20 protein-coding genes are annotated in these 22917 nt (G+C 60.8%); 7 read left to right on the top strand and 13 right to left on the bottom strand.

Annotated features, from left to right (window positions below; genetic code table 11):
- Positions 1–411: hypothetical protein (locus FW800_RS24530; protein ID WP_446438635.1), on the top strand; the 411-nt coding region annotated here is incomplete at its 5' end.
- 92 nt (positions 412–503) lie between these two features.
- Here the strand turns inward: FW800_RS24530 and FW800_RS24525 are convergent.
- Complete coding sequence (locus tag FW800_RS24525) at positions 504–1412, bottom strand: acyltransferase (RefSeq protein WP_446438634.1); 909 nt, start codon at positions 1410–1412, stop codon at positions 504–506.
- Positions 1413–1585: 173 nt separating this feature from the next.
- Here FW800_RS24525 and rloA2 point away from each other — a divergent pair, with 173 nt between their 5' ends.
- The 4 genes from rloA2 to creD are packed head-to-tail and all read left to right on the top strand — an operon-like array spanning position 1586 to position 5604.
- Positions 1586–2086 carry a retropepsin-like aspartic peptidase RloA2 gene (rloA2, locus tag FW800_RS24520; RefSeq protein WP_005792112.1) on the top strand — a complete coding sequence of 167 codons (501 nt, stop codon included), beginning with the start codon at positions 1586–1588 and terminating at the stop codon, positions 2084–2086.
- An 8-nt stretch (positions 2087–2094) separates the two neighbouring features.
- The gene (creB, locus tag FW800_RS24515) at positions 2095–2763 is read left to right on the top strand and encodes a two-component system response regulator CreB (RefSeq protein WP_078822503.1); all 669 of its coding nucleotides are present in this window, start codon (positions 2095–2097) and stop codon (positions 2761–2763) included.
- Complete coding sequence (gene creC / locus FW800_RS24510; RefSeq protein ID WP_248131229.1) at positions 2763–4202, top strand: two-component system sensor histidine kinase CreC; 1440 nt, start codon at positions 2763–2765, stop codon at positions 4200–4202. The genes creB and creC overlap by 1 nt, the downstream gene beginning before the upstream one ends.
- Before the next feature lie 52 nt (positions 4203–4254).
- The gene (gene creD, locus FW800_RS24505) at positions 4255–5604 is read left to right on the top strand and encodes a cell envelope integrity protein CreD (protein WP_032879097.1); all 1350 of its coding nucleotides are present in this window, start codon (positions 4255–4257) and stop codon (positions 5602–5604) included.
- 186 nt (positions 5605–5790) lie between these two features.
- On the opposite strand, the gene FW800_RS24500 is transcribed toward creD, so the two are convergent.
- The 8 genes from FW800_RS24500 to FW800_RS24465 all read right to left on the bottom strand — a co-directional run bounded on the left by FW800_RS24500 (position 5791) and on the right by FW800_RS24465 (position 14775).
- Positions 5791–6420, bottom strand: coding sequence for a glutathione S-transferase family protein (locus tag FW800_RS24500; RefSeq protein WP_446438633.1), 630 nt, complete (start codon positions 6418–6420; stop codon positions 5791–5793).
- A gap of 161 nt (positions 6421–6581) precedes the next feature.
- Complete coding sequence (locus FW800_RS24495; protein WP_078822500.1) at positions 6582–6764, bottom strand: hypothetical protein; 183 nt, start codon at positions 6762–6764, stop codon at positions 6582–6584.
- Positions 6761–7864, bottom strand: coding sequence for a PepSY-associated TM helix domain-containing protein (locus FW800_RS24490; protein ID WP_005792106.1), 1104 nt, complete (start codon positions 7862–7864; stop codon positions 6761–6763). Before FW800_RS24490 ends, FW800_RS24495 begins: the two co-directional genes overlap by 4 nt.
- Positions 7865–7927: 63 nt before the next feature.
- On the bottom strand, positions 7928–10357 hold the full coding sequence (locus tag FW800_RS24485) for a TonB-dependent siderophore receptor (RefSeq protein WP_446438632.1): 2430 nt from the start codon (positions 10355–10357) through the stop codon (positions 7928–7930).
- Positions 10358–10564: 207 nt separating this feature from the next.
- Positions 10565–11533 carry a FecR domain-containing protein gene (locus FW800_RS24480; protein ID WP_446438631.1) on the bottom strand — a complete coding sequence of 323 codons (969 nt, stop codon included), beginning with the start codon at positions 11531–11533 and terminating at the stop codon, positions 10565–10567.
- A complete protein-coding gene (locus tag FW800_RS24475; protein ID WP_005792103.1) occupies positions 11530–12048 on the bottom strand; it encodes an RNA polymerase sigma factor in 519 nt (172 codons plus the stop codon). Before FW800_RS24475 ends, FW800_RS24480 begins: the two co-directional genes overlap by 4 nt.
- A gap of 100 nt (positions 12049–12148) precedes the next feature.
- Complete coding sequence (locus FW800_RS24470; RefSeq protein WP_248089332.1) at positions 12149–12856, bottom strand: 3'-5' exonuclease; 708 nt, start codon at positions 12854–12856, stop codon at positions 12149–12151.
- On the bottom strand, positions 12853–14775 hold the full coding sequence (locus FW800_RS24465; protein WP_248089333.1) for a putative nucleotidyltransferase substrate binding domain-containing protein: 1923 nt from the start codon (positions 14773–14775) through the stop codon (positions 12853–12855). The genes FW800_RS24470 and FW800_RS24465 overlap by 4 nt, the downstream gene beginning before the upstream one ends.
- 245 nt (positions 14776–15020) lie before the next feature.
- Between FW800_RS24465 and FW800_RS24460 the strand changes: the two genes are divergently transcribed.
- Positions 15021–15467, top strand: a complete 447-nt coding sequence (locus FW800_RS24460; RefSeq protein ID WP_032879104.1) for a response regulator — start codon at positions 15021–15023, stop codon at positions 15465–15467.
- Between the two features lie 162 nt (positions 15468–15629).
- Here FW800_RS24460 and FW800_RS24455 read toward each other — a convergent pair whose 3' ends face one another.
- Positions 15630–17807: a malate synthase G gene (locus FW800_RS24455; RefSeq protein ID WP_446438630.1), complete on the bottom strand. Its 2178-nt coding sequence runs from the start codon at positions 17805–17807 to the stop codon at positions 15630–15632.
- A 267-nt stretch (positions 17808–18074) separates the two neighbouring features.
- Between FW800_RS24455 and FW800_RS24450 the strand changes: the two genes are divergently transcribed.
- On the top strand, positions 18075–18587 hold the full coding sequence (locus tag FW800_RS24450) for a glycine cleavage system protein R (protein ID WP_446438629.1): 513 nt from the start codon (positions 18075–18077) through the stop codon (positions 18585–18587).
- A gap of 222 nt (positions 18588–18809) precedes the next feature.
- Here FW800_RS24450 and rarD read toward each other — a convergent pair whose 3' ends face one another.
- From rarD to FW800_RS24435, 3 genes are all read right to left on the bottom strand, one after another.
- Complete coding sequence (gene rarD / locus FW800_RS24445) at positions 18810–19694, bottom strand: EamA family transporter RarD (protein ID WP_446438628.1); 885 nt, start codon at positions 19692–19694, stop codon at positions 18810–18812.
- 127 nt (positions 19695–19821) lie between these two features.
- The gene (locus FW800_RS24440; protein WP_103735247.1) at positions 19822–20796 is read right to left on the bottom strand and encodes a serine/threonine protein kinase; all 975 of its coding nucleotides are present in this window, start codon (positions 20794–20796) and stop codon (positions 19822–19824) included.
- Between the two features lie 169 nt (positions 20797–20965).
- Positions 20966–22864 carry a PhoX family protein gene (locus FW800_RS24435; protein ID WP_446438627.1) on the bottom strand — a complete coding sequence of 633 codons (1899 nt, stop codon included), beginning with the start codon at positions 22862–22864 and terminating at the stop codon, positions 20966–20968.
- Between the last annotated feature and the right edge of the window lie 53 nt (positions 22865–22917).

Here is a 22917-nt window from a genome sequence, read left to right as displayed (position 1 = left end):
ACTGCTGCTAAAGAGTGGCCGGCAGGCAAACCGTTGCCTGAAGGCGGTGTGCACCTTGTGAAGGGTGCGGACGGTCAACCAGAAGCAGTCACTGCTGCTAAAGAGTGGCCGGCAGGCAAACCGTTGCCTGAAGGCGGTGTGCACCTTGTGAAGGGTGAGGACGGCCAACCAAAAGAGGTTGATGCATCCGGAGTGCCGCGCAGCGATTTGGCAAATGTGCCCTCGTCTGTGCAGGCTTCCGCTGACGCAGTGATTTCCAATCTCGTTGAGGTGTTGGGCGCCCAGGCCGCTGGAGGCGATATCTCGCAAGCATCAGCAAAGATGCGCACGGCTTTGGATTCCCTTTTTGACAGGACCAACCCTACGCAGGTACGAGATGCTCTGCGCAACAGCATAAATGAGCTGGCTTGAGCGGTAGCTTCGAAACAGTAGGGAGCTGCAGGAAGCAAGACACCACTATGGATTACCTTTCAAGGTCTCGTGTATGACCTTGGAAGGTTCCATCATCGTTGGCTTTCGCATTGCATGCCGTCGTTTTCCAGCAGTTCATGGATTCGACGGTCCTTTTCCGTCCAGAGCTGGTTGACCCAGTTCTGGACGGTTTGGCGAAAGGCCGGATCGTTTTCGTAATCCCCTTGCCACAACGCCGGGTCCAGCTCGCGGGTGCGGATATCCACGATCACCTTCGGCACCGCGCCACTGATCAAGTCCCAGAACCCCGGAATCTTTTGTTGCGGGTAGACCACGGTGACGTCGAGTACCGCGTCCAGCTGTTCACCCATCGCCGCCAGTACAAACGCGACGCCGCCTGCCTTGGGCTTGAGTAGCCGGGTAAAGGGTGAATCCTGTTGCGCGCGCTTGGCCTCGCTGAACCGCGTTCCTTCCAGGTAATTGACCACCGTCACCGGCTGGCGCTTGAATAGCTCGCAGGCCTCTTTGGTGATTTTCAGATCCTGCCCTGCCAGTTCAGGATGCTTGGCCAGAAATGCCTTGGTATAGCGCTTCATGAACGGGTAATCCAGCGCCCACCAGGCCAGGCCGAGGAAGGGCACCCAGATCAGCTCTTTTTTCAGGAAGAATTTGAAGAACGGCGTGCGCCGGTTCAGCGCCTGGATGAGTGCCGGAATATCGACCCAGGTTTGGTGGTTGCTGATGACCAGGTAGGAGGTGTCACTGCGCAAGTCCTCACCGCCGCGGATATCCCATTGGGTTGGAATGCACAGCGAGAAAATCAACTTGTCGATCTCGGCCCAGGTCTCGGCGATCCACATTACCGCCCAGGATGCATAGTCACGCGAGCGGCCCGGCGCCACCAGCTTGAGCAGGGCAAAGACCATCAAGGGGCCGATCAGGATCAGCGTGTTGAGTAACAGCAGCAGTGTGACCAAACAGCCGGTGAGCAGGCGGCGCATAAATAACTCTTGGAATCTTGTGGGTGGGCCATGATAAGCAAGGTCAGTCTAGAGGCCAAATCGCAAATCAGCGGACGAATGTTTCACAATGTGCCGTGTAGGGTGGCAGTCACTAACTAAGTGCCGCGTTTGCGGTCTAGAATCCGCCTACTTCTTTCCGAGGAACTCACTTCGTGAAACTGTTATTTGCCTCCCTCGCTCTGCTGGCCCTGCCTGTCATGGCTGCCGAACCGACCCTTTATGGTCGCTACGAATACATCCAGTTGCCGGAGATCGGCGAAACCTTCAAGGCCAAGATGGATACCGGCGCGCTGACCGCCTCGCTGTCGGCCCGGGACATCGAGACCTTCACCCGCGACGGCGACGATTGGGTGCGCTTCCGCCTCGGCGGCAAGGACGCCGGCAACAAGGTCTACGAGCACAAGGTGTCGCGCATCAGCAAGATCAAGAGCCGTGCCGACGAAGACGATGACAAGGACGAAGCCAGCGTGGCCAAGCGTCCGGTGATCGATCTGGAGATGTGCCTGGGTGACGTCAAGCGCACCGTCGAGGTCAACCTCACCGACCGCAGCAGCTTCAACTACCCGCTGTTGATCGGCGCCAAGGCCCTGCGTGAATTTGGCGCGGCGGTGAACCCGGCACGTCGCTACACTGCCGACAAACCGGACTGCTGATTGAACCCATGCCGCACATCCTGATTGTCGAAGACGAAGCGGCGATAGCCGACACGCTGATCTTTGCCCTGCAAGGCGAGGGCTTCACCACCACCTGGCTGACCCTTGGCCAGGCGGCGCTGGAGCATCAGCGCCAGAGCCCGGCCGACCTCATCATTCTCGACATCGGTCTGCCGGACATCACTGGCTTTGAAACCTGCAAGCACCTGCGCCGGTTCAGCGAAGTGCCAGTGATGTTCCTCAGTGCCCGGGATGCCGAGATCGACCGGGTGGTGGGGCTGGAAATCGGTGCCGACGATTATGTAGTCAAGCCCTTCAGCCCTCGGGAAGTAGCGGCGCGGGTCCGGGCGATTCTCAAGCGTGTTGGCCCGGGTGCGGCCCCGATGCTGTTCCAGGTGGACCTGGAGCGCATGCAGATCCACTATCGCGGGCAACCCCTGAGCCTCACGCGCCACGAGTTCCGCCTGCTGCAAAGCCTGTTGGAACAACCCGAGCGCGTGTTCAGCCGCGAGCAACTGCTGGACGCCGTCGGTGTGCCCGCCGATGCCGGCTACGAGCGCAATATCGACAGCCACATCAAAAGCCTGCGCAGCAAATTGCGTAGCGTGGCGGCGCAGGCCGAGCCGATCCAGACCCATCGCGGCCTGGGCTACAGCTACAGCCCGAGCCACAGCTGATGCGCCTGGGGCTGCGGATTTTCCTGGTGTATGCGCTGTTTATCGGCCTGACCGGCTACTTCGTACTCAACACGGTGATGAAAGAAATCCGCCCCGGCGTGCGCCAGTCTACCGAAGAAACATTGGTGGATACCGCTAACCTGCTGGCTGAAATCCTGCGCGAAGATGTGAAGAACGGCACCCTGGGCCAGAGTCATTGGCCAGCGCTGCTCAAGGCTTACGGCAATCGCCAGCCGGGTGCGGTGATCTGGGGCCTGCCGAAAAACCAGGTCAACCATCGTATTTATGTGACCGACGCCAAGGGCCGGGTCCTGCTTGACTCCAGCGGTGAAGCAGTGGGCCAGGACTATTCGAAGTGGAACGACGTGTACCTGACCCTGCGCGGCGAATACGGTGCGCGCTCCACCCGCAGCGACGCGGACGATCCCACGTCATCCGTGATGCACGTGGGGGCGCCGATTCGCGATAACGGCCAGATCATCGGCGTGGTCACCGTGGCCAAGCCCAACAGCTCGTTGCAACCCTACGTGGATCGTACTGAGCGTCGCCTGCTGTGGTACGGCGCGGGGCTGGTGATTCTGGGCCTGTTGCTGGGGGCGCTATTGTCGTGGTGGCTGACCGTTGCCCTTCGACGCCTTACCGCCTATGCCGAAGCCGTAAGCGAGGGCCGCCGCGCCGAGTTGCCGCATTATCGCGGCGGCGAGCTCAAGCAGTTGTCCACCGCCGTGGAACACATGCGCACGCAGTTGGAAGGCAAGGCTTACGTAGAGCGCTACGTGCATACGCTGACCCATGAATTGAAAAGCCCGTTGGCGGCGATTCGCGGTGCGGCGGAGCTGTTGCAGGGCGATATGAGCCGTGAGCAGCAGCAGCGGTTTGTCGGCAATATCGACAGCGAAAGCGCGCGCCTGCAACAGTTGATCGAACGCCTGTTGAACCTGGCCCAGGTTGAACAACGTCAGGGGCTGGAGGAACAGTCGAACATCCCGCTGGCGGTGTTGGTCGATGAGGTGCTCAAGGCCCAGTGTGCGCGAATCGAAGGTGCCGGCTTGCAGGTGGAGCAGGTCATCGCCGCCGATGTGAAGGTGTTTGGCGAACCCTTCCTGCTGCGTCAGGCCCTGGGCAACCTGCTCGACAATGCGCTGGATTTCACCCCACCCGGCGGCACGCTGAGGTTCAGTGCCCAGGTGCGGCATAACGATGTGCAGGTCAGTCTGTTCAACCAGGCCGCGGCGATTCCCGATTACGCGCTGCCGCGCCTGAGCGAGCGGTTCTACTCGCTGCCACGTCCGGCCAGCGGGCGTAAAAGCACGGGCCTGGGGCTCAACTTTGTCGAGGAGGTGATGAAGCTGCACGGCGGCTCGCTGCAGATCGGCAATGTGCCAGGCGGCGTGCAAGCAGTGCTGCATCTCCACACAGTCTCCACATTGCCCACATAAATCCCCCATATCGGCTGGGCAGACTCTCCCCCATTCAAACAGGGAGAGACCCATGAACCGCAGCCTGCTTTTCAAACTTGGCGCGATTGCGCTGCTGATCCTGCTGTTGCTGATTCCGTTGCTGATGATCAACGGCATCATCACCGACCGCCAGCAACTGCGCGACGGCGTATTGATGGACATCGCCCGCAGCTCCAGTTACGCCCAGCGCCTCACCGGGCCGGTGATGGTGGTGCCGTTTCGCAAGACGGTGCGTGAATGGAAGCTCAATGAAAAGCTCAATAAACGCTACGAAGAAACCCGTGAAGAGCGTGGCCGGTTGTATTTCCTGCCGGAGCATTTCGAGCTCGACGGCAAGGTGCAAACCGAACTGCGTGCGCGGGGTATCTACCAGGCGCGGTTGTTCCATGCCGACAACCGTATCAGCGGGCGTTTTGAATTGCCTGCGCAGTTGGGAATCACCGAAGACTTTGCCGATTACCGCTTTGAGCCTGCGTTTCTGGCGGTGGGCATCAGCGATATTCGCGGCATTGAAAACGCTTTGAAGCTGGAGCTGGGTGATCAGCGCCTGGAGTTCTCGCCGGGCTCGCAGGTGGACTGGCTGGGCGAGGGCGTGCATGTGATGTTGCCGACGCAAGACGGCAAGAAACCTGCCGTGCTGGATTTCGCCTTCGACCTGCGTCTGCAAGGCACCGAACAACTGCAAGTGGTGCCGGTGGGCAAGACCAGCCAGGTGTCCCTGGCGTCCAACTGGCCGCACCCGAGTTTCATCGGCAACTTCCTGCCGGCTCAACGGGAAGTCAACGACCAGGGCTTCAGTGCCAGTTGGCAGACCTCATTCTTCTCCACCAACCTTGAACAAGCGCTGCAAAGCTGCCTGGACCGCCAGGGCTGCGAAGACTTCAACAACCGCAGCTTTGGCGTGAACTTCATCGACCCGGTGGACCAGTACCTCAAGAGCGACCGTGCGATCAAATACGCGCTGTTGTTTATCGCCCTGACCTTCGCTGGCTTCTTCCTGTTCGAAGTGCTCAAGAGCCTGGCGGTGCACCCGATTCAGTATGCACTGGTGGGTGTGGCGCTGGCGTTCTTCTACCTGTTGCTGTTGTCGCTGTCCGAGCATGTGGGCTTTGCCTTGGCGTACCTGATATCGGCCAGTGCCTGTGTGCTGTTGATCGGATTCTACGTGTGCCACGTGCTGCGCAGCGTCGTCCATGGGCTGGGGTTCTCGGCAGGGTTGGCGGCGTTGTATGGTTTGTTGTTCGGGTTGCTCAGTGCCGAGGATTACGCGCTGTTGATGGGCTCGCTGTTGCTGTTTGGCCTGCTGGGCACGGTTATGGTGCTGACGCGCAAGCTGGATTGGTATGGGGTGGGTAAGCGCAAGGTGGAGCAAGTGCAATGATTGGGTTGCGGGAGGATCAGCAAGCGGGGGCGCAGTTGGCCTTAAGGATCGCCACCTTCCTCGATACCACCACCGTCCCCTGTGGGAGCGGGCTTGCCCGCGATAGAGGTGGTTCAGAAGCAGATGTACTGAATGACACGCCGCAATCGCGGGCAAGCCCGCTCCCACAGGGGGTAGGTATGCATGTCAGGCGGGCGGTTGGGTCTGCTGCATCGAAGGCCGCTGGCTGACCTCGGCGTACCAGGCGGCGAGCTTGGGGTTGTCCGAGCGCCACTGCATATCCGGATGGCGAAAGTCGAGGTAGCCCAGGGCGCAGGCGACGCTGATCGAAGCGATATCGAAATGGCTGGCCAGTTCGGCGATGGCGTCCTGCTCCAGCTCGGCGAGAGCGCGACGAATCTTGTTGCGCTGTTCGTCGAGCCATTGATCCCAGTGTTTTTCCAGCGGGCGCATGGCGGTCTCGTAACGCACCAGCACGGCGGCATCCATGATGCCGTCGGCCATCGACGCCAACGTCAGGCGCCGCCAGCGCGCCGAGCCATCGCGAGGGATCAGCGGGTTGCCGACATGCTGGTGGTCGAAGTAATCGAGGATCACCCGGCTGTCGTGCAGTACTGAACCGTCGGCCAGGCGCAGGGCCGGGATCTTGCCCACGGGGTTGCCTTGCAGTACGTCGGCGTCCGGGCTGACCGGTGTAGGCAAGCACGCGTGCAGGGCCACACGGTCCTGCTGGCCGGTCTCGCTCAGCAGCACGCGGACTTTGCGTACGAACGGCGAAGCGGGGTTGTGGAACAAGGTCATGCTGGGGGCGGACATGGGCATTCCTCGAAATGGACTGGGGCTAGCGTAGATGCTTGCGCAGTGGCTGGCGAGGGGGATTTTTGTGATCCTGAGGGCCTCATCGGGGCAAGCCCCCTCCCACAGTGGACGGCGTTCACAAATCAAATGTGGGAGGGGGCTTGCCCCCGATAGCGCCCTCAGCCGCGCCGCTTGCCCAACGCCCAAGCGCCAATGGCAGCAGGTACGCCCAACCCCACCCAACTCAAGGAATCCCACACCCCATCCCCCAGCAGCGCCGCAAACAACCCCGCGGCGCTGAGCAGGCCAATCCCCATTGGTATGCCAAACACCTTCCAGAAATTCGACTGCCGAGGCTTCATACCTTGGCCGCCTTGCGCCGCACGATCCACAAGTAAATGCCGCTGACCAGCACGACGATGGTCAGCACATCCAGCACTGCCCACAAGATCTTCATCGGCATCCCGCCGTAATCACCGAAGTGCAGCGGTTGGGACATGCCCATGGCGTCCATGTACCAGGGGCGCTCGGCGATGGCGGTGACGGCCAGGGTGCTGGCGTCGATCAGCACCGGCGTGAGCAGATGGGAGGTGAGGTGCGTGCTGCCTTTCATGAACACCGCATAGTGATGCTCGCTGGAGAAGCGCGTGCCGGGGAAGGCGATAAAGTCCGGCTCCATGCCCGGCGCGGCCTGGGCGGCAATGCTCAGCAGCTCGGTGGCCGGTGCGCGGTGGGTCAGCGGCGGAGCGTTTTGGTAGGGTTCGATCATGGCGCTGAGGCTGTCCTGGCGCCAGGCGGCGATGATCAGGTCGGCGCAGGCGCTGATCACGCCGGTCACGCCCACCACCAGCGCCCACGTCAGGGTGACCACGCCGATCAGGTTGTGCAGGTCGAGCCAGCGCAGGCGGGTGGACTTGTCCTGACGCACGGTGGCGAACTTCAAGCGGCGCATGAACGGCAGGTACAACACCGTGCCCGAGACAATCGCCAGCACAAACAGAAGGCCCATGAACGCCAGCAGCAACTTGCCCGGCAGGCCGGCGAACATGTCCACATGCAGGCGCAGCAGGAACAGGGTCAACCCGCCATTGGCCGCCGGGGTTTCCACTGCTTCGCCAGTGCGGGCGTCGAGCATGAAGGTGTGCGACGAGTTCGGCTCGGTGCCGGCCGTAGCGGCCATGATCGCGATCACACCGTTCTTGTCGTCTTCGTCCCACGCCAGGTACTGCATGGCCTCGCCGGGTCGATGGGCCTGGGCTTTGGCCACAAGCTGCTCAAGGTTGAGCTGCGGCGTATCGGCCGGCATCTGTGCCAACTCGGGCTCGTTACCCAGCAGGTGGTCGATCTCGTGGTGGAACACCAACGGCAAGCCGGTGAGGGCGAGCAGTAGCAGGAATACGGTGCAGATCAGGCTGGTCCAGGTGTGGATGAAGGACCAGCGGCGGATGGTTTTGCTTTTCATTTTCGAGCCTTCAGATGCACCCAAGCCGCCCTGTGGGGCGGCCTGGTTGTTAACTCAAGCTGATCACCACTGGTAGGTGGCGCTGGCGACGACGCTGCGTTGGTCGCCGAAGTAGCAGTACGAGCCATCACAGGTGGAAATGTAGTCCTTGTTGAACAGGTTGGTCGCGTTCACTTTCACCGACGCGCCTTTAAGGCTGTTGTCGAGGCGACCGAGGTCGTAGTGCACGGCGCCGTCGAACACGGTGTAGGCATTGGCCTTGCCGGCCCAGGTATTGGCTTGGTCGCCATAGGTATTGCCGGTGTAGCGTGCGCCGAAGCCGATACCGAAACCGTCGAGGGCGCCGGTGTGCCAGGTGTAGTCGGTCCATAAGGAGGCTTGTTGGTTGGGCATCAATTGCAGGCGATTGCCCTTGAAATCGCCTTTTTGCACTTCGGATTTGGCCAGGGTATACGCCGCGATGACCTTGAGGTTTTCGGTGACGTCAGAGATGGCTTCCAGCTCCAGACCTTTGACTTTCACTTCGCCGGTCTGGTCGGTGACAGATACACCACCGGACTGGAAGCTGCTGACCAGAACGTTCTTCTGGGTCAGGTCATACACCGCTGCACTGAGCAGCGTGTTCGAGCCCGGCGGTTGGTACTTGATCCCCAATTCCCACTGCTTGCCCTCGGTGGGTTTATAGGACTCTGTAGGTGAAGCGCTGGCGTTGCTCGCCGGTTGGAACGATTCGGCGTAGGAAATGTACGGTACGAAGCCCGAGTCGAACACATAGCTCAGTGCCGCGTTACCGCTGAAATTCTTGCTGCGGTCAGTATTGGTCGCGTCGTTTTTGTTGAAGTAAGTTGTACCTTGGTGCACCCAGTCTTCACGGCCGCCCAGGGTCAGGCGCCAGTTGTCCAGCGCCATTTGGTCCTGCACGTAGAGACCGGTCTGGATGGTTTTCTGGTTGTAGTCGTAGAAAGCGCCGGAGCGTGCGGGGCGTTCAACCGGCGTGGTGTTGACCGGGTTGAAGATGTTGACTCTTCCGGCCTGCCCGTAAATCGACAAGTACGAGGTATCGGTACGCTGGTGGTCCAGTCCGAGCAGAAGGGTGTGGGTGACGTCACCGGTGGCGAAGTCGGCCTGAAAGTTGTTATCGACCGCCAATTGTCCGATGTTCTCGTCCACGTTGGTGGACGAGCGATCCATATTGCCCTCAGCGTCGACCGGCGCCCAGCCATAGGCCCCCACGGTCAATTGCTGGAACGACAGTTCCGATTTGGTGTAACGCAGGTTCTGTTTGAACTGCCATGTATCGTTGAAACGGTGCTCGAATGCGTAGCCGAGTGCGTAATAGGTACGGTCGTAGAACTCGTAGTCCGGATCGCCCAGGTTCTTATGATGCGAAACGTCACCCAGCGGCGACTTGATCTTGGTGCCGACTATCGGCAGGAACTGGCTGGTAGCCCCGGTATCGTCACGGGTGAACTGTGACAGCAAGGTCAGCTTGGTATCGGTGTCGATATTCCAGGTCAGGCTCGGTGCGATGTTGTAGCGTTTGTTGTCGATGTGATCGACCTGGGTACCGGCATCGCGTACCACGCCGCCAACGCTGTAGAGAAACTGGCCTTCATTATCAATCTTGCCAGTGCTTTCGAAATTGATCTGGCGGTAGTTGTCACTGCCGTATTGCACCTGGATGGCGTGCCTCGATTCAGCGCTGGGGCGGCGGCTGACCATGTCCAACAGGCCACCCGGTGGGGTCTGGCCGTAGACAGACGAGGCCGGACCGCGCAGCAAAGCGAGGCGATCCAGGTTCCAGGTTTCGGCTTTCGGGTTGGCATACACCCCGCGTGGCAGTGGCAGGCCATCGAGGAATTGCGTCGGCTCGAAGCCGCGTACGCGCATCCAGTCGTAGCGAGTGTCGCTGCCGTAGCTGGCGGACACGATACCGGGCATGTATTTGACGGCATCGTCGAGGTTTTGGACGTTGCGGTCTTGCATCTGCTCGCGGGTGGCTACCGAAATCGAGCGTGGCGCCTCGACCAGCGCGGTATCGGTTTTGGTGCCGGCGGCGGTGCGCTTTGCCACATACCCCTCCACCGGCCCCCAAGCGCTTTCATAGCTGCCCTGGCCGGTGATGTTGGTAGTCGGCAAGGCGACGACGCCCTCCGGAACCGGCACCAGGGTGTAAGTGCCCGTACTGCTTTGTTCCAACTGCAAGCCAGTACCGCGCAAGGCCTCGCGCAACGCGCTCTGTGCATCGAACTGGCCCTTGACCGGGGCCGAGGTCTTGCCGGCGGCGAGTGTCGGGTTGAGGGTCAGCGCCAGGCCAGCCTGGCTGGCGATCTGGTTCAGGGTGCTGGCCAATGGGGCTGCCGGCAGGTTATAGGCGCGCACGCTCAAGGCTTGTTCAGCAGCGATCAGCGAAGTGCTCGCCAGCGGGGCGCTGAGGGCGATGGCCAGGGCTAACAGACTGGGACGCAACAAGGTGTCTAGCGTGCGGGACATAAGGGCGGCTCCTGAATGGAAATATTTCTCAATTGCTTAGGTGCCGAGCGAGAATCGGAAAGTGATAGGGCTGGGTGAAACTATTTTTTTGGCGGTGTGTTTCAGGGCCTCATCGGGAGCAAGCCCCCTCCCACATTTTGATGTGTGAGTACCTTTCAATGTGGGAGGGGGCTTGCTCCCGATGGCGATTGCCCGGTCACCACAGAACTAAGGCTTGGCAGCTACAGTCACCCACCACGGCGTGTGCTGCTTGATCTGCACCGGCAAGGTCGGCAACAGCGCATTCAACGCCAGCGTGGTGTCGTGCAGGGGGAAGCTGCCGGTGATGCGCAGGTCGGCCACGTTGTCATCCACGCCCAAGTGCCCGGTGCGGTAGCGGCCCAGTTCTTCGATCACATCGCCCAGGCGGGCGTTGTCGACCACCAACATGCCGCGGGTCCAGGCGTCGGTGGCGGGTGTCACGGCCAGCAGCGGGCCAAGGCCATCGCTGCGCATCAACACTTGCTGGCCTGCTTTGAAAACGTGCTCCTGATGCAGCGCTTCAGGCTGGGCGGCCACGGCGGACTGCAACACGCTCAAGCGCGTGGCGTCGTCTTCGCGCTTGACGATAAACCGGGTACCCAGCGCTCGCAGGCTGCCGTCGCGGGTTTGCACATAGAACGGGCGTGAATCGTCGTGACCGGTTTCGACGAGGATTTCGCCCTCCTGCAACACAATCAATCGGCGCTGTTCGTCGAAGCGCACATCTATGGCGCTATGGGTATTGAGGTTGATGGAAGTGCCATCGTCCAGTTTCAGTGTGCGTTGCTCGCCGGTGGCGGTGCGCTGGTCGGCCAGCCAATAGTGGATCGGCACGTAACGCTCGCCGGCAAACAAGCCCAGGCCACACACCAGGCCGATACTCGCCAGGCCACGGCCCAACTTGCGTACGCGCTGGCGAATGCCGTGGCGCGATTGCAGCAACGCCGCCCGGGCCGGGCCGGCGGCCACGCTGAAGCGCTGATCGAGCATGCCCAGTTGGCGCCAGGCCCGGGCATGTTCCTCATCGCTGGCCAGCCATTTGGCGAACTCTTGCTGTTCCACCGCGCTGCCGTCGCCCGAGTCCAGAGACAGTTGCCAGGCAATCGCGGCATCCAGCACCCGTGCCGAAACCGGTTTGGAGCCAATGGCTGTCACGACGGCTCGCCATACAGCGCGATGTAGCACTGACGTATACCTTGGGCCAGGTACTGGCGCACACGGGGCACCGACACACCGAGGCGCTGGGCGATTTCTGCGTGGCCCAGGCCGTCGAGGCGGTTGTAGAGGAACGCGGCGCGGGCCTTGCTCGACAGCTTGCCGAGCAGGCGGTCGATGGCCTTGAGGTCTTCAAGGATCAGTTGCTGTGCTTCCGGCGAAGGGTGTTCGCTTTCGGGGATCAGCATCAATTCGGTGAGATACGCCTGTTCCAGAGCGGCTCGACGGAAGTAGTCGAACAGCAGGCCCTTGGCGATAGCCACCAGGAACGCCCTGGGTTCGCGGGGCTCGCGCAAGCCGTCGCGGCCCAGCAGGCGCATGAAGGTGTCCTGGCTCAGGTCCTCGGCGCGGCTCGGGCAGGCTACATTGCGGCGTAGCCAGGCCAACAGCCAGCCACGATGGTCGCGATACAACGCGCCAACAAGCTCACTGTGTGGGGTCTGGACCGACGACAAGGCATCACCGAATAAACAATAGGTTTGAACTAACGAGAATTATTCGCGATTGTGTCAGAGGCGTGGGGTGGGCGCAATTGGCGTCTGTCGGGCGGTGACATTAAAACGATGGCGCTTGTTGGCGCCGTTTCCACTGGGCCAAACGCTCTTGCAACGCGTGGGGCGTATCGATCTGCTGCTGCCGTGCACGGCTGAACAGGATCAGCATCAGCTCCGCCGTGACCAGTGCATCGGCGCTGGCGTGATGACGCTCGCCGACCTGCAGCTGGAAATGCTTGACCCAGTCGTCCAGCCCGGCCTCGCGTAGCGTGGCGTCGGGGCACAAGAGCGGCGCCAGGTCGGCCACGTCGAGAAACGGGTGGGCCAGTCGATAACCCAGGCTGTCCTTGAGCGCCCGGCCCAGCATGTGTTGATCGAACGGTGCATGGAAGGCCAGCAACGGGCTGTCGCCCACGAATGCCATGAAATCCAGCAGCGCCTCGGCCGGGTCGCTGCCGGCGGCAATCGCACTGGGGCCGAGACCATGAATCAATACGCTGGGGCTGAGTTTGGTGTCGGTGCGTTGCAGGGTGCGTTCGAACAGTTGCGAAAAGTCCACCGCACCGTCCTCGATCACCACGGCGCCGATGGACAGCACCTGGTCACGGTTTAGGTTCAGGCCGCTGGTTTCCAGATCCACCACGACCCAGCGTTGGTTGCGCAACGAACCATCGCCCAATGCGCCAGGCTTGGGCAGTTGCTCCAGACGCTGTTGTTGCGCGGCATTCAGCCCCGGTTTTTGCTTATGAAACCAGCCGAACCAACTCACAGTTGATACCGCAAGGTCAGGCTGCTTTGCAGGCGCTGGGCCTGGCGCAGGGATTCACGCAGGATGCGTCGGTCGAGGTGGTTGAGGCTGTCGGGGTCGACGCGGTTGGAGTAGGGCTGGTTCTCGCGGGTCTGCAATTGGTGCTGCTGCATACGGGTTTGCTGAATGAAGTGGTAGGCCTCTTCGTAGGCCGCGCCATCCAGGGGCTCAATCACTTGCTTGTCGACCAACTGACGCAGGCGCTCCAGGGTGTTGTTGGCGTGGATACCATTGGCCAGGGCGAGCAGGCGTGCGCCATCGACAAAGGGGGTCAAGCCTTGCACCTTGAGATCCAGGGTGGCCTTTTCGCCGCCCTTGCGGGTCAGCACGAACTCGCGAAAGCGTCCCACCGGCGGGCGCTGGCGTAATGCGTTTTCGGCCAACATGCGCTGGAACAAACGGTTGTCCGCGACCTGATCGAGAATGCCCTGACGCAGTTGCTCGCAACCACGCTCGTCGCCCCACACTGCACGCAAATCAAAATAGATGCTCGAGCTAAGCAGGTTCTCCGGCGTCGCCTCGCGAATAAACGCGCCGAAGCGCCGCGCCCACTCCACCCGGGACAAGCACAGCTCGGGGTTGCCGGCCATGATATTGCCTTTGCACAGGCTGAAGCCGCACAGCGCCAGGCTTTGATTGATGTGCTGTGCCAGGGGAAGCAGCCGCTCACGGATCTGGGCAGCTTCGACGGCGTCCTTGGCCTCGAACAGAATGCCGTTGTCCTGGTCGGTGTACAGCGTTTGCTCGCGGCGGCCTTCGCTGCCGAAACACAGCCAACTGAATGGCACGCCGGGGTCGCCTTTTTCCGCCAGGGTCAGCTCGATCACCCGGCAGACGGTGTGGTCGTTGAGCAGCGTAATGATGTGGGTGATCTGGGTGGACGACGCGCCATGAGCAAGCATACGTTCCACCAACTGACCGATTTCACCACGGATTGCCACCAGGTTGTCGACCCGGGGCGCGTTGCGGATAGTGCGGGCCAGGTGCACCAGGTCCACGCGTTGCAACGAGAACAAGTCACGCTCGGACACCACGCCGCACAGGCGCTGGTCTTTGACCAGGCACACGTGGGCGATATGCCGTTCGGTCATGGCGATAGCGGCGTCGAAGGCACTGTGGTCCGGGCTCAGGAAGAACGGCGCCTGGGTCATATGGCCGTCAATGCCCTGGCTGAAATCGCTGGTGCCGTCGGCTACCACCTGGCGCAGGTCACGCAGGGTAAAGATGCCCAGGGGCGCCTTGTGTTCGTCCACGATCACAATGCTGCCGACCTGTTGCTCGTGCATCAACGTGACCGCTTCACGCAACGGCGTGTGCGGGCTGCACGTCACCGGGTGGCGCATGGCCAATTCGCCCAGGCGGGTATTCAGGGAGTATTGGGTGCCGAGGGTTTCCACGGCTTTTTGCTGCACCTGCTGGTTGACTTGGTCGAGCAGGCTACTGACGCCACGCAAGGCAAAATCACGAAACGGGCTGGAAAGGGCAAACAGCTTGATAAACGCCGGCTTGTTCAGTTGCAGGCAGAAGGTGTCTTGCGCGGCTTTATGTTCGGTGCGGGTCGCACGTTCACCCAGCAAAGCGGCGAGGGGGAAGCACTCGCCGGTAGTGATTTCGAAGGTGGGATCTGGCGAGTCTGGCCGCTCGCCAATCACCCGGCCCTGTTTGACGATATAGAAATGCTCGACCGGCCCGCCCGACGGTTTGAGGATGCTGTCGCCCTGGCCATAGAAGCGCAGTTGGCACTGTTCCACCAGAAAGGCCAGGTGCGCCGGTTCCATCTGGTTGAACGGCGGGAAGCGTTGCAGCAATTGCAAGGTGCCGTGGATGTTCTGCAACACAGCAGTTTTACCCGCCTGTTCGAATGCATCAGCTTTACTCATAACAGTGACCGCAGTTTTTTTGTCGTTATCGTGCTGCATGGTCGACTCCTGCACCGCGGGTGCCCATTGGACGTAAGTCTAGGTCGGTGAAAACGCTGCAAAACTAGGGAAAAACCTTACATGACTATCGTCCAAACCCCGTAGAACGCCCACTAGGCAAACTTTCCGACGAAGTGCACATTGTTCGACCTTGCACAGATGTCTGACGAGTGCTGGGAGATTGATTTAGAACTGCTGAGAAACGTATGTCCGACCACGATATTTTGAGTGATGCCGAGCGCGAGGCGCTGAGCGCCGTGATGCTCGAGCCTGATTTACCGCCCCAACGCGTATTGATCGTGGACGACGACAAGGATGCGCGTGAACTGTTGGCGGAAATCCTGGGGCTGGACGGTATTCGTTGCTTGACCGCCGACAGTGGTGAGGCGGCATGGGATTTGTTGAAATCGAGCGGCTCTATCGGTTTGCTGATCACCGACCTGCGCATGCAGCCCAGCAACGGCCTGGAGTTGATCCGTCAGGTGCGTGAGTCGACCCGGGCGGCGCTGCCGATCATCATCATGTCGGGTGACGCCGAAGCGCCGGATGTGATCGATGCGATGCACTTGAGTGTGGTGGATTTCTTGCTCAAGCCGATAGATAGCGTGAAGTTGGCGAAGTTGGTGAAGCGGGAGTTGGGGATGGCTTCCTGATTTTTGTGATGCTGTGATGGCCTCATCGGGAGCAAGCCCCCTCCCACATTTTGAACTGCGAACACTTTTAGAATGTGGGAGGGGGCTTGCTCCCGATTGCGCCGGTTCAGTCATCCTCAACCCAACTAAAAAGCCCTGATCTCTCGATCAGGGCTTTTTCATTTACAGGCCGTTTTTAGCCTTGAACTCCCGACGCCTGCGGTGCAACACCGGCTCGGTATACCCATTGGGCTGCTTGGTCCCTTCAATCACCAACTCCACCGCTGCCTGGAACGCGATATTGCTGTCGAAATCCGGCGCCAACGGACGATACAACGCGTCCCCGGCATTCTGACGGTCCACCACCGGCGCCATGCGCTTGAGGCTTTCCATCACTTGGTCTTGGTTGACGACGCCGTGGCGCAGCCAGTTGGCAATGTGCTGGCTGGAGATACGCAGGGTGGCGCGGTCTTCCATCAGGCCCACATCGTTGATGTCCGGTACTTTCGAACAGCCAACGCCCTGGTCAATCCAACGGACCACATAGCCAAGGATGCCCTGGGCGTTGTTGTCCAGTTCATTGCGGATCTCTTCGTCCGACCAATCGGTGTTGCTGGCCAGAGGAATGGTGAGGATATCGTCCACCGAGGCGCGTTCGCGCTTGGCCAGTTCGGCCTGGCGGGCAAATACGTCGACCTTGTGATAGTGCAACGCGTGTAGCGCCGCAGCGGTCGGCGACGGTACCCAGGCGGTGTTGGCACCGGCCAATGGATGGGCGATTTTCTGCTCAAGCATCGCCGCCATCAGGTCGGGCATGGCCCACATGCCTTTACCGATTTGTGCACGGCCTTGCAGGCCGGTGCTCAAGCCGATATCGACGTTCCAGTTTTCGTAGGCGCCGATCCATTTTTCCGCCTTCATGGCGGCCTTGCGCACCATCGCGCCGGCTTCCATTGACGTGTGGATTTCGTCGCCGGTACGGTCGAGGAAGCCGGTGTTGATAAACACCACGCGCTCGCTGGCGGCCTTGATGCAGGCCTTGAGGTTGACCGTGGTACGGCGCTCCTCATCCATGATCCCGACTTTGAGCGTATTACGCGCCAGGTTCAGCACCTCTTCGATGCGACCGAACAGCTCGTTGGTGAACGCGGCTTCTTCCGGGCCGTGCATCTTCGGTTTGACGATGTACACCGAACCTGTGCGGCTGTTCTTGCGCGTGTTGTTGCCATTGAGGCTGTGGATCGCCGCCAGGCTGGTGATCAGGCCGTCGAGGATGCCTTCGGGCACTTCGTTGCCGTCTTTGTCGAGGATCGCGTCGATGGTCATCAGGTGGCCAACGTTGCGCACGAACAACAGCGAACGGCCGTGCAGGGTCACGTCGTTACCGTCGATGCCGGTGTAGGCGCGATCAGGGTTCATGGTACGAGTAAAGGTCTTGCCGCCCTTGGCCACTTCTTCGGCCAGGTCGCCCTTCATCAGCCCGAGCCAGTTGCGGTAGATCACCACCTTGTCATCGGCATCCACGGCAGCAACGGAGTCTTCGCAGTCCATGATGGTGGTTAGCGCGGCTTCCATCAGCACGTCTTTGACACCGGCGGCATCGGTCTGGCCGACCGGGGTGCTGGCGTCGATCTGCAACTCGAAGTGCAGGCCGTTGTGTTTGAACAGGAGCGCAATCGGCTCGGCCTCGGGGCCCTGGAAACCGATCAACTGGGCATCGTCACGCAGGCCGCTGTTGCTGCCGCCTTTGAGGCTCACGATCAGCTTGCCGTCGACGATCTTGTAGCCGGTGGAATCGACGTGGCTGCCCGCGCTCAGCGGTGCGGCTTCGTCGAGGAAGGCGCGGGCGAAGGTGACGACCTTGTCGCCACGCACCTTGTTGTAGCCCTTGCCCTTTTCGGCGCCGTTGGCTTCGCTGATGGCGTCGGTGCCGTACAACGCGTCATACAGCGAGCCCCAGCGCGCATTCGAGGCGTTGAGGGCGAAACGCGCATTCATCACCGGCACCACCAGTTGCGGGCCGGCCATGCGCGCGATTTCGTCGTCGACGTTTTGCGTCGAGGCCTCAAAGTCTGCGGCTTCTGGCAGCAGGTATCCGATGTCTTGCAGGAAGGCTTTGTAGGCCACCGGGTCGTGGGCCTGGCCGGCGTGAGTCTGGTGCCAGGTATCGATCCGCGCCTGGAAATCGTCGCGTTTGGCGAGTAGGGCTTTGTTCTTCGGGGCCAGGTCGTGGATGACCTTGTCGGCACCGGCCCAGAACTGGTCGGCAGTAATGCCGGTACCGGGAATGGCTTCGTTGTTCACGAAGTCGAACAGGACTTTGGCGACCTGCAGGCCACCGACTTGAACGTGTTCAGTCATTGCTTGCCTCACTCTGCGGAGCTTATGCGCTTTTTCAGATTTTCATTATGTAGTGCACGGTTGGGCATACTACATGATGACTTGCGGTTGTGAAAATTAGACTAAATACGTCGTTTAGCGACCCACTTTGGTCGTACGGTCACAGCGGAGAACCGGATGTTCTCAAAAAACTATTGGATTGTTCCAGATAAATATAAAAATGGTACACGATTTGTTTTCGAGGGCTCCCGGGTCCACCTTGTAGATTGAATTCCAGAGGGCTTCGCCATGGACCATCTTGTACTCACAATTATCGCCGCCGACAAACCCGGCCTGGTTGAACGCATCGCGCAGAACATTGCCGCCCACGGTGGTAACTGGCTGGAAAGCCGCATGGCCCACATGGCTGGGCAGTTTGCCGGGATCCTGCGGGTCAGCGTGCCGACGGAGCAACGTCAGGCACTGGTGGGCGCGCTGGAAGACTTATCCACACACGGCATACGCGTGCTGGTGGGCGAGGGCAGTACAGGGCAGGCGACAGTGTCCAAATCGATTGTGATGACGCTGGTGGGCAATGACCGCTCGGGCATCGTGCGCGAGATTACTGCGCTGTTGAGCCAGCAGGGTGTCAACGTGGAGCGCTTGAGTACCGATGTACGCCCGGCGCCCATGAGCGGGGACCCGTTGTTCAACGCCGAGGCTTTGTTGCAGGTGCCGTCTACGTTGTCTCTGGAGCGCTTGCAGGAATCGCTTGAGACCTTGGCCGACGACTTGATGGTGGAACTGCGCAACGAGGAATAACCACCCACAAGGTTATGCATGGAAATCTTGCATGGGCCTGTGGATAACCTGTAGAGACCCGGCGCCAGGCCACGTCGGCCGGACTTCTCCGTCAGCTGAGCAAAAAACGAGCAGTTTCAAGGGCTTGTGCACAAATGGCGGGGATCAGGTTGTGGATAACCTTGGGGTGAAACGCTGCAAGCCACGGGCGCCGTGGCTTGCAAAGGTTTGTGCGTTATTTGATCAGCGTTTGCGCACCGTCAGCCATGCATCCACGCTGTAGATCACCAGCCCGGCCCAGATGAAGGCGAAGGCAATCAGCGTGGCCGGCGCCAGGTGTTCGCCGAACAGCAATACCGCTTCCAACAGCACCAGGGTCGGCGCCACGTATTGCAAAAAGCCCAGTGCGGTATAGGGCAAATGCCGTGCTGCGGCGTTAAAGCAGACCAATGGAATCAGGGTTACCGGACCTGCGGCCACCAACCACCAGGCTTCGGAGGTGCTCCAGAATTCCAGTTGTGCACTGTGGGCCGATGGATTGAACAGCAACCAGGCGACGGCAATCGGCACCAGCATCCAGGTTTCCACCACCAGCCCCGGAAGTGCCTTGACCGGGGCCTGTTTACGGATCAAGCCGTAAAAACCGAACGTCAACGCCAGCGCCAGCGACACCCATGGCAAGCTACCCACCTGCCACACTTGTTGCGCCACACCGACCGCCGCCAACCCCACCGCCACCCATTGCAGGCGGCGCAGGCGTTCACCGAGTATCAACATACCCAACAGTACATTCACCAGCGGGTTGATGTAGTAACCCAGGCTGGCTTCAAGCATGCGCCCACTGTTCACCGACCACACATAGGTCAGCCAGTTGGCCGCGATCAGCGAACCGCTGAGTGCCAGGATCGCCAGGCGCTTGGGGTTGTCACGCAGTTCGCGAAACCAGCCAGGGTGCTTCCACACCATCAACAGCAAGCCGCCGAACAGCGCTGACCACAGCACGCGGTGCACGATGATCTCGGCGGCGGGCACGCTGGCGATGGCTTTGAAATAGAGCGGGAACAGACCCCAGATGATGTAGGCGCTCAGGCCCAGGATGTACCCCTTGCGAGGGTTGGCGGCTTGCATTGCAGAATCCTTGCTTAGGCAGCTAACAAAGCGCGATTGTAAGGATATTTGTCAGACAATGGGGACTTGCTTGGCAATGGGGATTTTTATGTGGGAGGGGGGCTCGCTCCCACATAAAGCAAATCAGTCAGAAGAGTTTTAGCGGTTCTTCATTGAGCGCCGACAGTTGCTCACGCAACGCCAGCACCTGGTCGCCCCAATACCGCTCGGTGCCAAACCACGGGAAGCTGTGGGGAAACGCCGGATCATCCCAGCGCCGTGCCAGCCAGGCGCTGTAGTGCATCAGGCGCAAGGCGCGCAACGGTTCGATCAGGGCGAGTTCGCGGGGGTCGAAATCGTGGAACTCCTGATAGCCGTCCATCAGTTCCGACAGCTGGCCCAGGCATTCCTGGCGGTCGCCAGCGAGCATCATCCACAGGTCTTGCACCGCCGGGCCCATGCGGCAGTCGTCGAGGTCGACGATATGGAACATCTCGTCGCGGCACATCATGTTGCCGGGGTGGCAATCGCCGTGCATGCGGATGTTCTTGTGCGGCGTGGCTTTATAAACCTCTTCCACACGCTTGAGCAGGTCGCGGGCCACGGATTCATAGGCCGGCAACAGGCTTTTGGGAATGAAGTTGCCTTCGAGCAAGGTGTTGAGGGAATCGTGACCGAAGTTCTTCACGCCCAGGGCTTCGCGATGTTCGAACGGGCGGGTTGACCCCACGGCGTGCAAACGGCCGAGCAACTGCCCAAGGCGATAAAGCTGGTCGAGGTTGCCCGGCTCCGGCGCGCGGCCGCCACGGCGGGGAAACAGGGTGAAGCGGAAACCTGCGTGTTCGAACAGGCTCTCGCCGTTGTGAATCAGCGGGGCCACCACGGGCACTTCGCACTCGGCCAGTTCGAAGGTAAAGCGGTGCTCTTCGAGGATCGCCTCGTTGGTCCAGCGTTGGGGCCGGTAGAACTTGGCGATCAGCGGTTCGGCGTCTTCGATGCCCACCTGGTACACGCGGTTTTCGTAGCTGTTGAGCGCCAACACGCGCGCATCGCTGAGAAAGCCGATGCTTTCGACGGCGTCGAGGACCAGATCAGGGGTGAGTGTTTCAAACGGGTGAGCCATGCGAACTCCTGCGCGCAGCAGGGCGCCGCGTCCGGCCGGGTATGGTAACGCACCGGGGCTGGGATAGGTGGTGGCTGTGCTATTGCAATCGGGGGCAAGCCCCCTCCCACATTTGAATGTATTCGCAATTCAGAATTGTGGGAGGGGGCTTGCCCCCGATGAGGCCCTGTCAGGAGCCTACGATCCCGCCATCATCCCGCCGAATCGCCATCACCGACGAACGCGGCTTGCCGTTCGGCAGATGTTCAGGCCAAGTCGAACCACCGGTTTCTCCCGGATGCTGAATCCCCACAAACAACGTCTTCTGATCCGGCGCAAAGCTGATCCCGGTGACCTCACACGCCACCGGCCCGACCATGAAACGGCGGATTTCCCCGGTGCTCGGGTCGGCACACAGCATCTGGTTGTTGCCCATGCCGGCAAAGTCGCCCGCGTTGCTGTAGTCGCCGTCGGTGAGGATCCACAGGCGCCCGGCCTTGTCGAAGCCCAGGCCGTCGGGGCTGTTGAACATGTTCTGTGGGTTGATATTGGACGAGCCGCCCTTCGGCGTACCAGCGTGCACGCCCGGGTTTCCGGCCACTACGAACAGGTCCCAGGTAAAGTCTGTGGCGCCGTGGTTATCGGCGTCGGCTTTCCAGCGCAGGATCTGGCCGTAGACGTTTTTCTCTCGCGGGTTGGGGCCGCCCACCGGCTGGCCGTCTTCGCCGCGCTTGGCGTTGTTGGTCAGGGTGCAGTAGACCTGGCCGTCGGTGGGGCTGACGACGATCCACTCCGGGCGGTCCATGCGCGTGGCCTTCACTACGCTGGCGGCCAGGCGCGCATGGATCAGCACCTCTGCCTGGTTGTCGAAACCGCTGCCGGCGTCGATGCCGTTTTTGCCATGGGTGAGTTCAACCCATTGGCCTTTGCCCTTGGGATGATCGGCGTTACCGTCGCCCGCATCGAAGATGGCCACGTACAAGGTGCCGTGGTCGAGCAGGTCTTTGTTGGCTTTCGGATTGCTGTGATTGATCTGATCGCGGCTGACGAACTTGTAGATGAACTCGCCGCGTTCGTCGTCGCCCATGTACACCACGGCGCGGCCGTCGCGCGTTTCGGCCAGCGCCGCGTTTTCATGTTTGAAGCGGCCCAGGGCCGTGCGCTTGACCGGAGTGGATTGCGGATCGAACGGGTCGATTTCCACCACCCAGCCATGGCGGTTGAGTTCGTTGGGGTTCTTGGCCATGTCGAAGCGCGGGTCGTGCGGGTGCCAGTTGATGTCTTTGCTGGCGGCCACTACGCCGTAGCGTTTCTGCCCGGCGTCGAACGCTTGCTGCGGGTTGCTGCTGCCGAAGCAGTCGGTGAAGTTCTCTTCGCAGGTCAGGTAGGTGCCCCACGGTGTCTTGCCGTTGGCGCAGTTCTGGAACGTACCCAGGACTTTCTTGCCGGTTTTGTCGGCAGTGGTTTTCAACCAGTCATGGCCGGCAGCGGGGCCGCTCAAGCGGATTGGTGAGTTGCCATGGATGCGCCGGTTGTAGCGTGAGTCCTGGACGAACTGCCAGGTGTCGCCCTTGCGCCGTACTTCGATCACCGACACGCCCTCGCTGGCCAGGGCCTTGCGTACCTCCTCGGCCGATTGTGGCGCGCCGCCGTGGGCGTAGAGGTAGCGGTAGTTTGTGTATTCGTTGTTGATCGCCATCAAGGCGCGGTTGTCGTCGCCCGGGAACGGAAACAGGCTCATGCCGTCGTTGTTGTCGCCAAATTGCTGTTCCTGGGCCTTGGCCGTGCCATTGCCCGATGGGTCGAAAGCCGGGGCGTTCTTGTGCAGCGGCTGGCCCCAACTGATCAGCACAGAAGCGCTGTAGCCAGGGGGCAGGGTGATGGTGTCGCTGGTGGCGGCGGCGATGCTGGTAAAACCCAGCAGCGGGCTGGCGGAGGCGGCATTCACCGCCAGGGCGCTGCGGCTCAGCAGGTTACCGCCGAGGAACATCGCGGCGCCGCACAGGGCGCCCGCGCCGATAAAGCGACGGCGGGTCAGGCCGACCATTTGTTCAAGGTCAGTGGCTTGGTTTTCTTCTAATAGGCTCATCTCAGGCTCCCGCGATTTTTGCAGATACCTTAAGGAGCGGTTGTGACCAAATT

The organism is Pseudomonas sp. 910_23, from assembly GCF_052850795.1.
The sequence above is the reverse complement of the archived record's forward strand: the minus strand, read 5'-3'. Positions and strand labels throughout refer to the sequence as shown.

Bases quoted from the DNA above. Each gene is read 5' to 3' on its own strand.
- creC (WP_248131229.1), top strand. From the start codon at position 2,763: ATGCGCCTGGGGCTGCGGATTTTCCTGGTGTATGCGCTGTTTATCGGC.
- FW800_RS24460 (WP_032879104.1), top strand. From the start codon at position 15,021: ATGTCCGACCACGATATTTTGAGTGATGCCGAGCGCGAGGCGCTGAGC.
- FW800_RS24450 (WP_446438629.1), top strand. From the start codon at position 18,075: ATGGACCATCTTGTACTCACAATTATCGCCGCCGACAAACCCGGCCTG.
- FW800_RS24490 (WP_005792106.1), bottom strand. From the start codon at position 7,864: ATGAAAAGCAAAACCATCCGCCGCTGGTCCTTCATCCACACCTGGACC.
- creB (WP_078822503.1), top strand. From the start codon at position 2,095: ATGCCGCACATCCTGATTGTCGAAGACGAAGCGGCGATAGCCGACACG.
- FW800_RS24485 (WP_446438632.1), bottom strand. From the start codon at position 10,357: ATGTCCCGCACGCTAGACACCTTGTTGCGTCCCAGTCTGTTAGCCCTG.
- FW800_RS24500 (WP_446438633.1), bottom strand. From the start codon at position 6,420: ATGTCCGCCCCCAGCATGACCTTGTTCCACAACCCCGCTTCGCCGTTC.
- FW800_RS24495 (WP_078822500.1), bottom strand. From the start codon at position 6,764: ATGAAGCCTCGGCAGTCGAATTTCTGGAAGGTGTTTGGCATACCAATG.
- creD (WP_032879097.1), top strand. From the start codon at position 4,255: ATGAACCGCAGCCTGCTTTTCAAACTTGGCGCGATTGCGCTGCTGATC.
- FW800_RS24455 (WP_446438630.1), bottom strand. From the start codon at position 17,807: ATGACTGAACACGTTCAAGTCGGTGGCCTGCAGGTCGCCAAAGTCCTG.
- FW800_RS24435 (WP_446438627.1), bottom strand. From the start codon at position 22,864: ATGAGCCTATTAGAAGAAAACCAAGCCACTGACCTTGAACAAATGGTC.
- FW800_RS24465 (WP_248089333.1), bottom strand. From the start codon at position 14,775: ATGAGTAAAGCTGATGCATTCGAACAGGCGGGTAAAACTGCTGTGTTG.
- FW800_RS24440 (WP_103735247.1), bottom strand. From the start codon at position 20,796: ATGGCTCACCCGTTTGAAACACTCACCCCTGATCTGGTCCTCGACGCC.
- FW800_RS24525 (WP_446438634.1), bottom strand. From the start codon at position 1,412: ATGCGCCGCCTGCTCACCGGCTGTTTGGTCACACTGCTGCTGTTACTC.
- rarD (WP_446438628.1), bottom strand. From the start codon at position 19,694: ATGCAAGCCGCCAACCCTCGCAAGGGGTACATCCTGGGCCTGAGCGCC.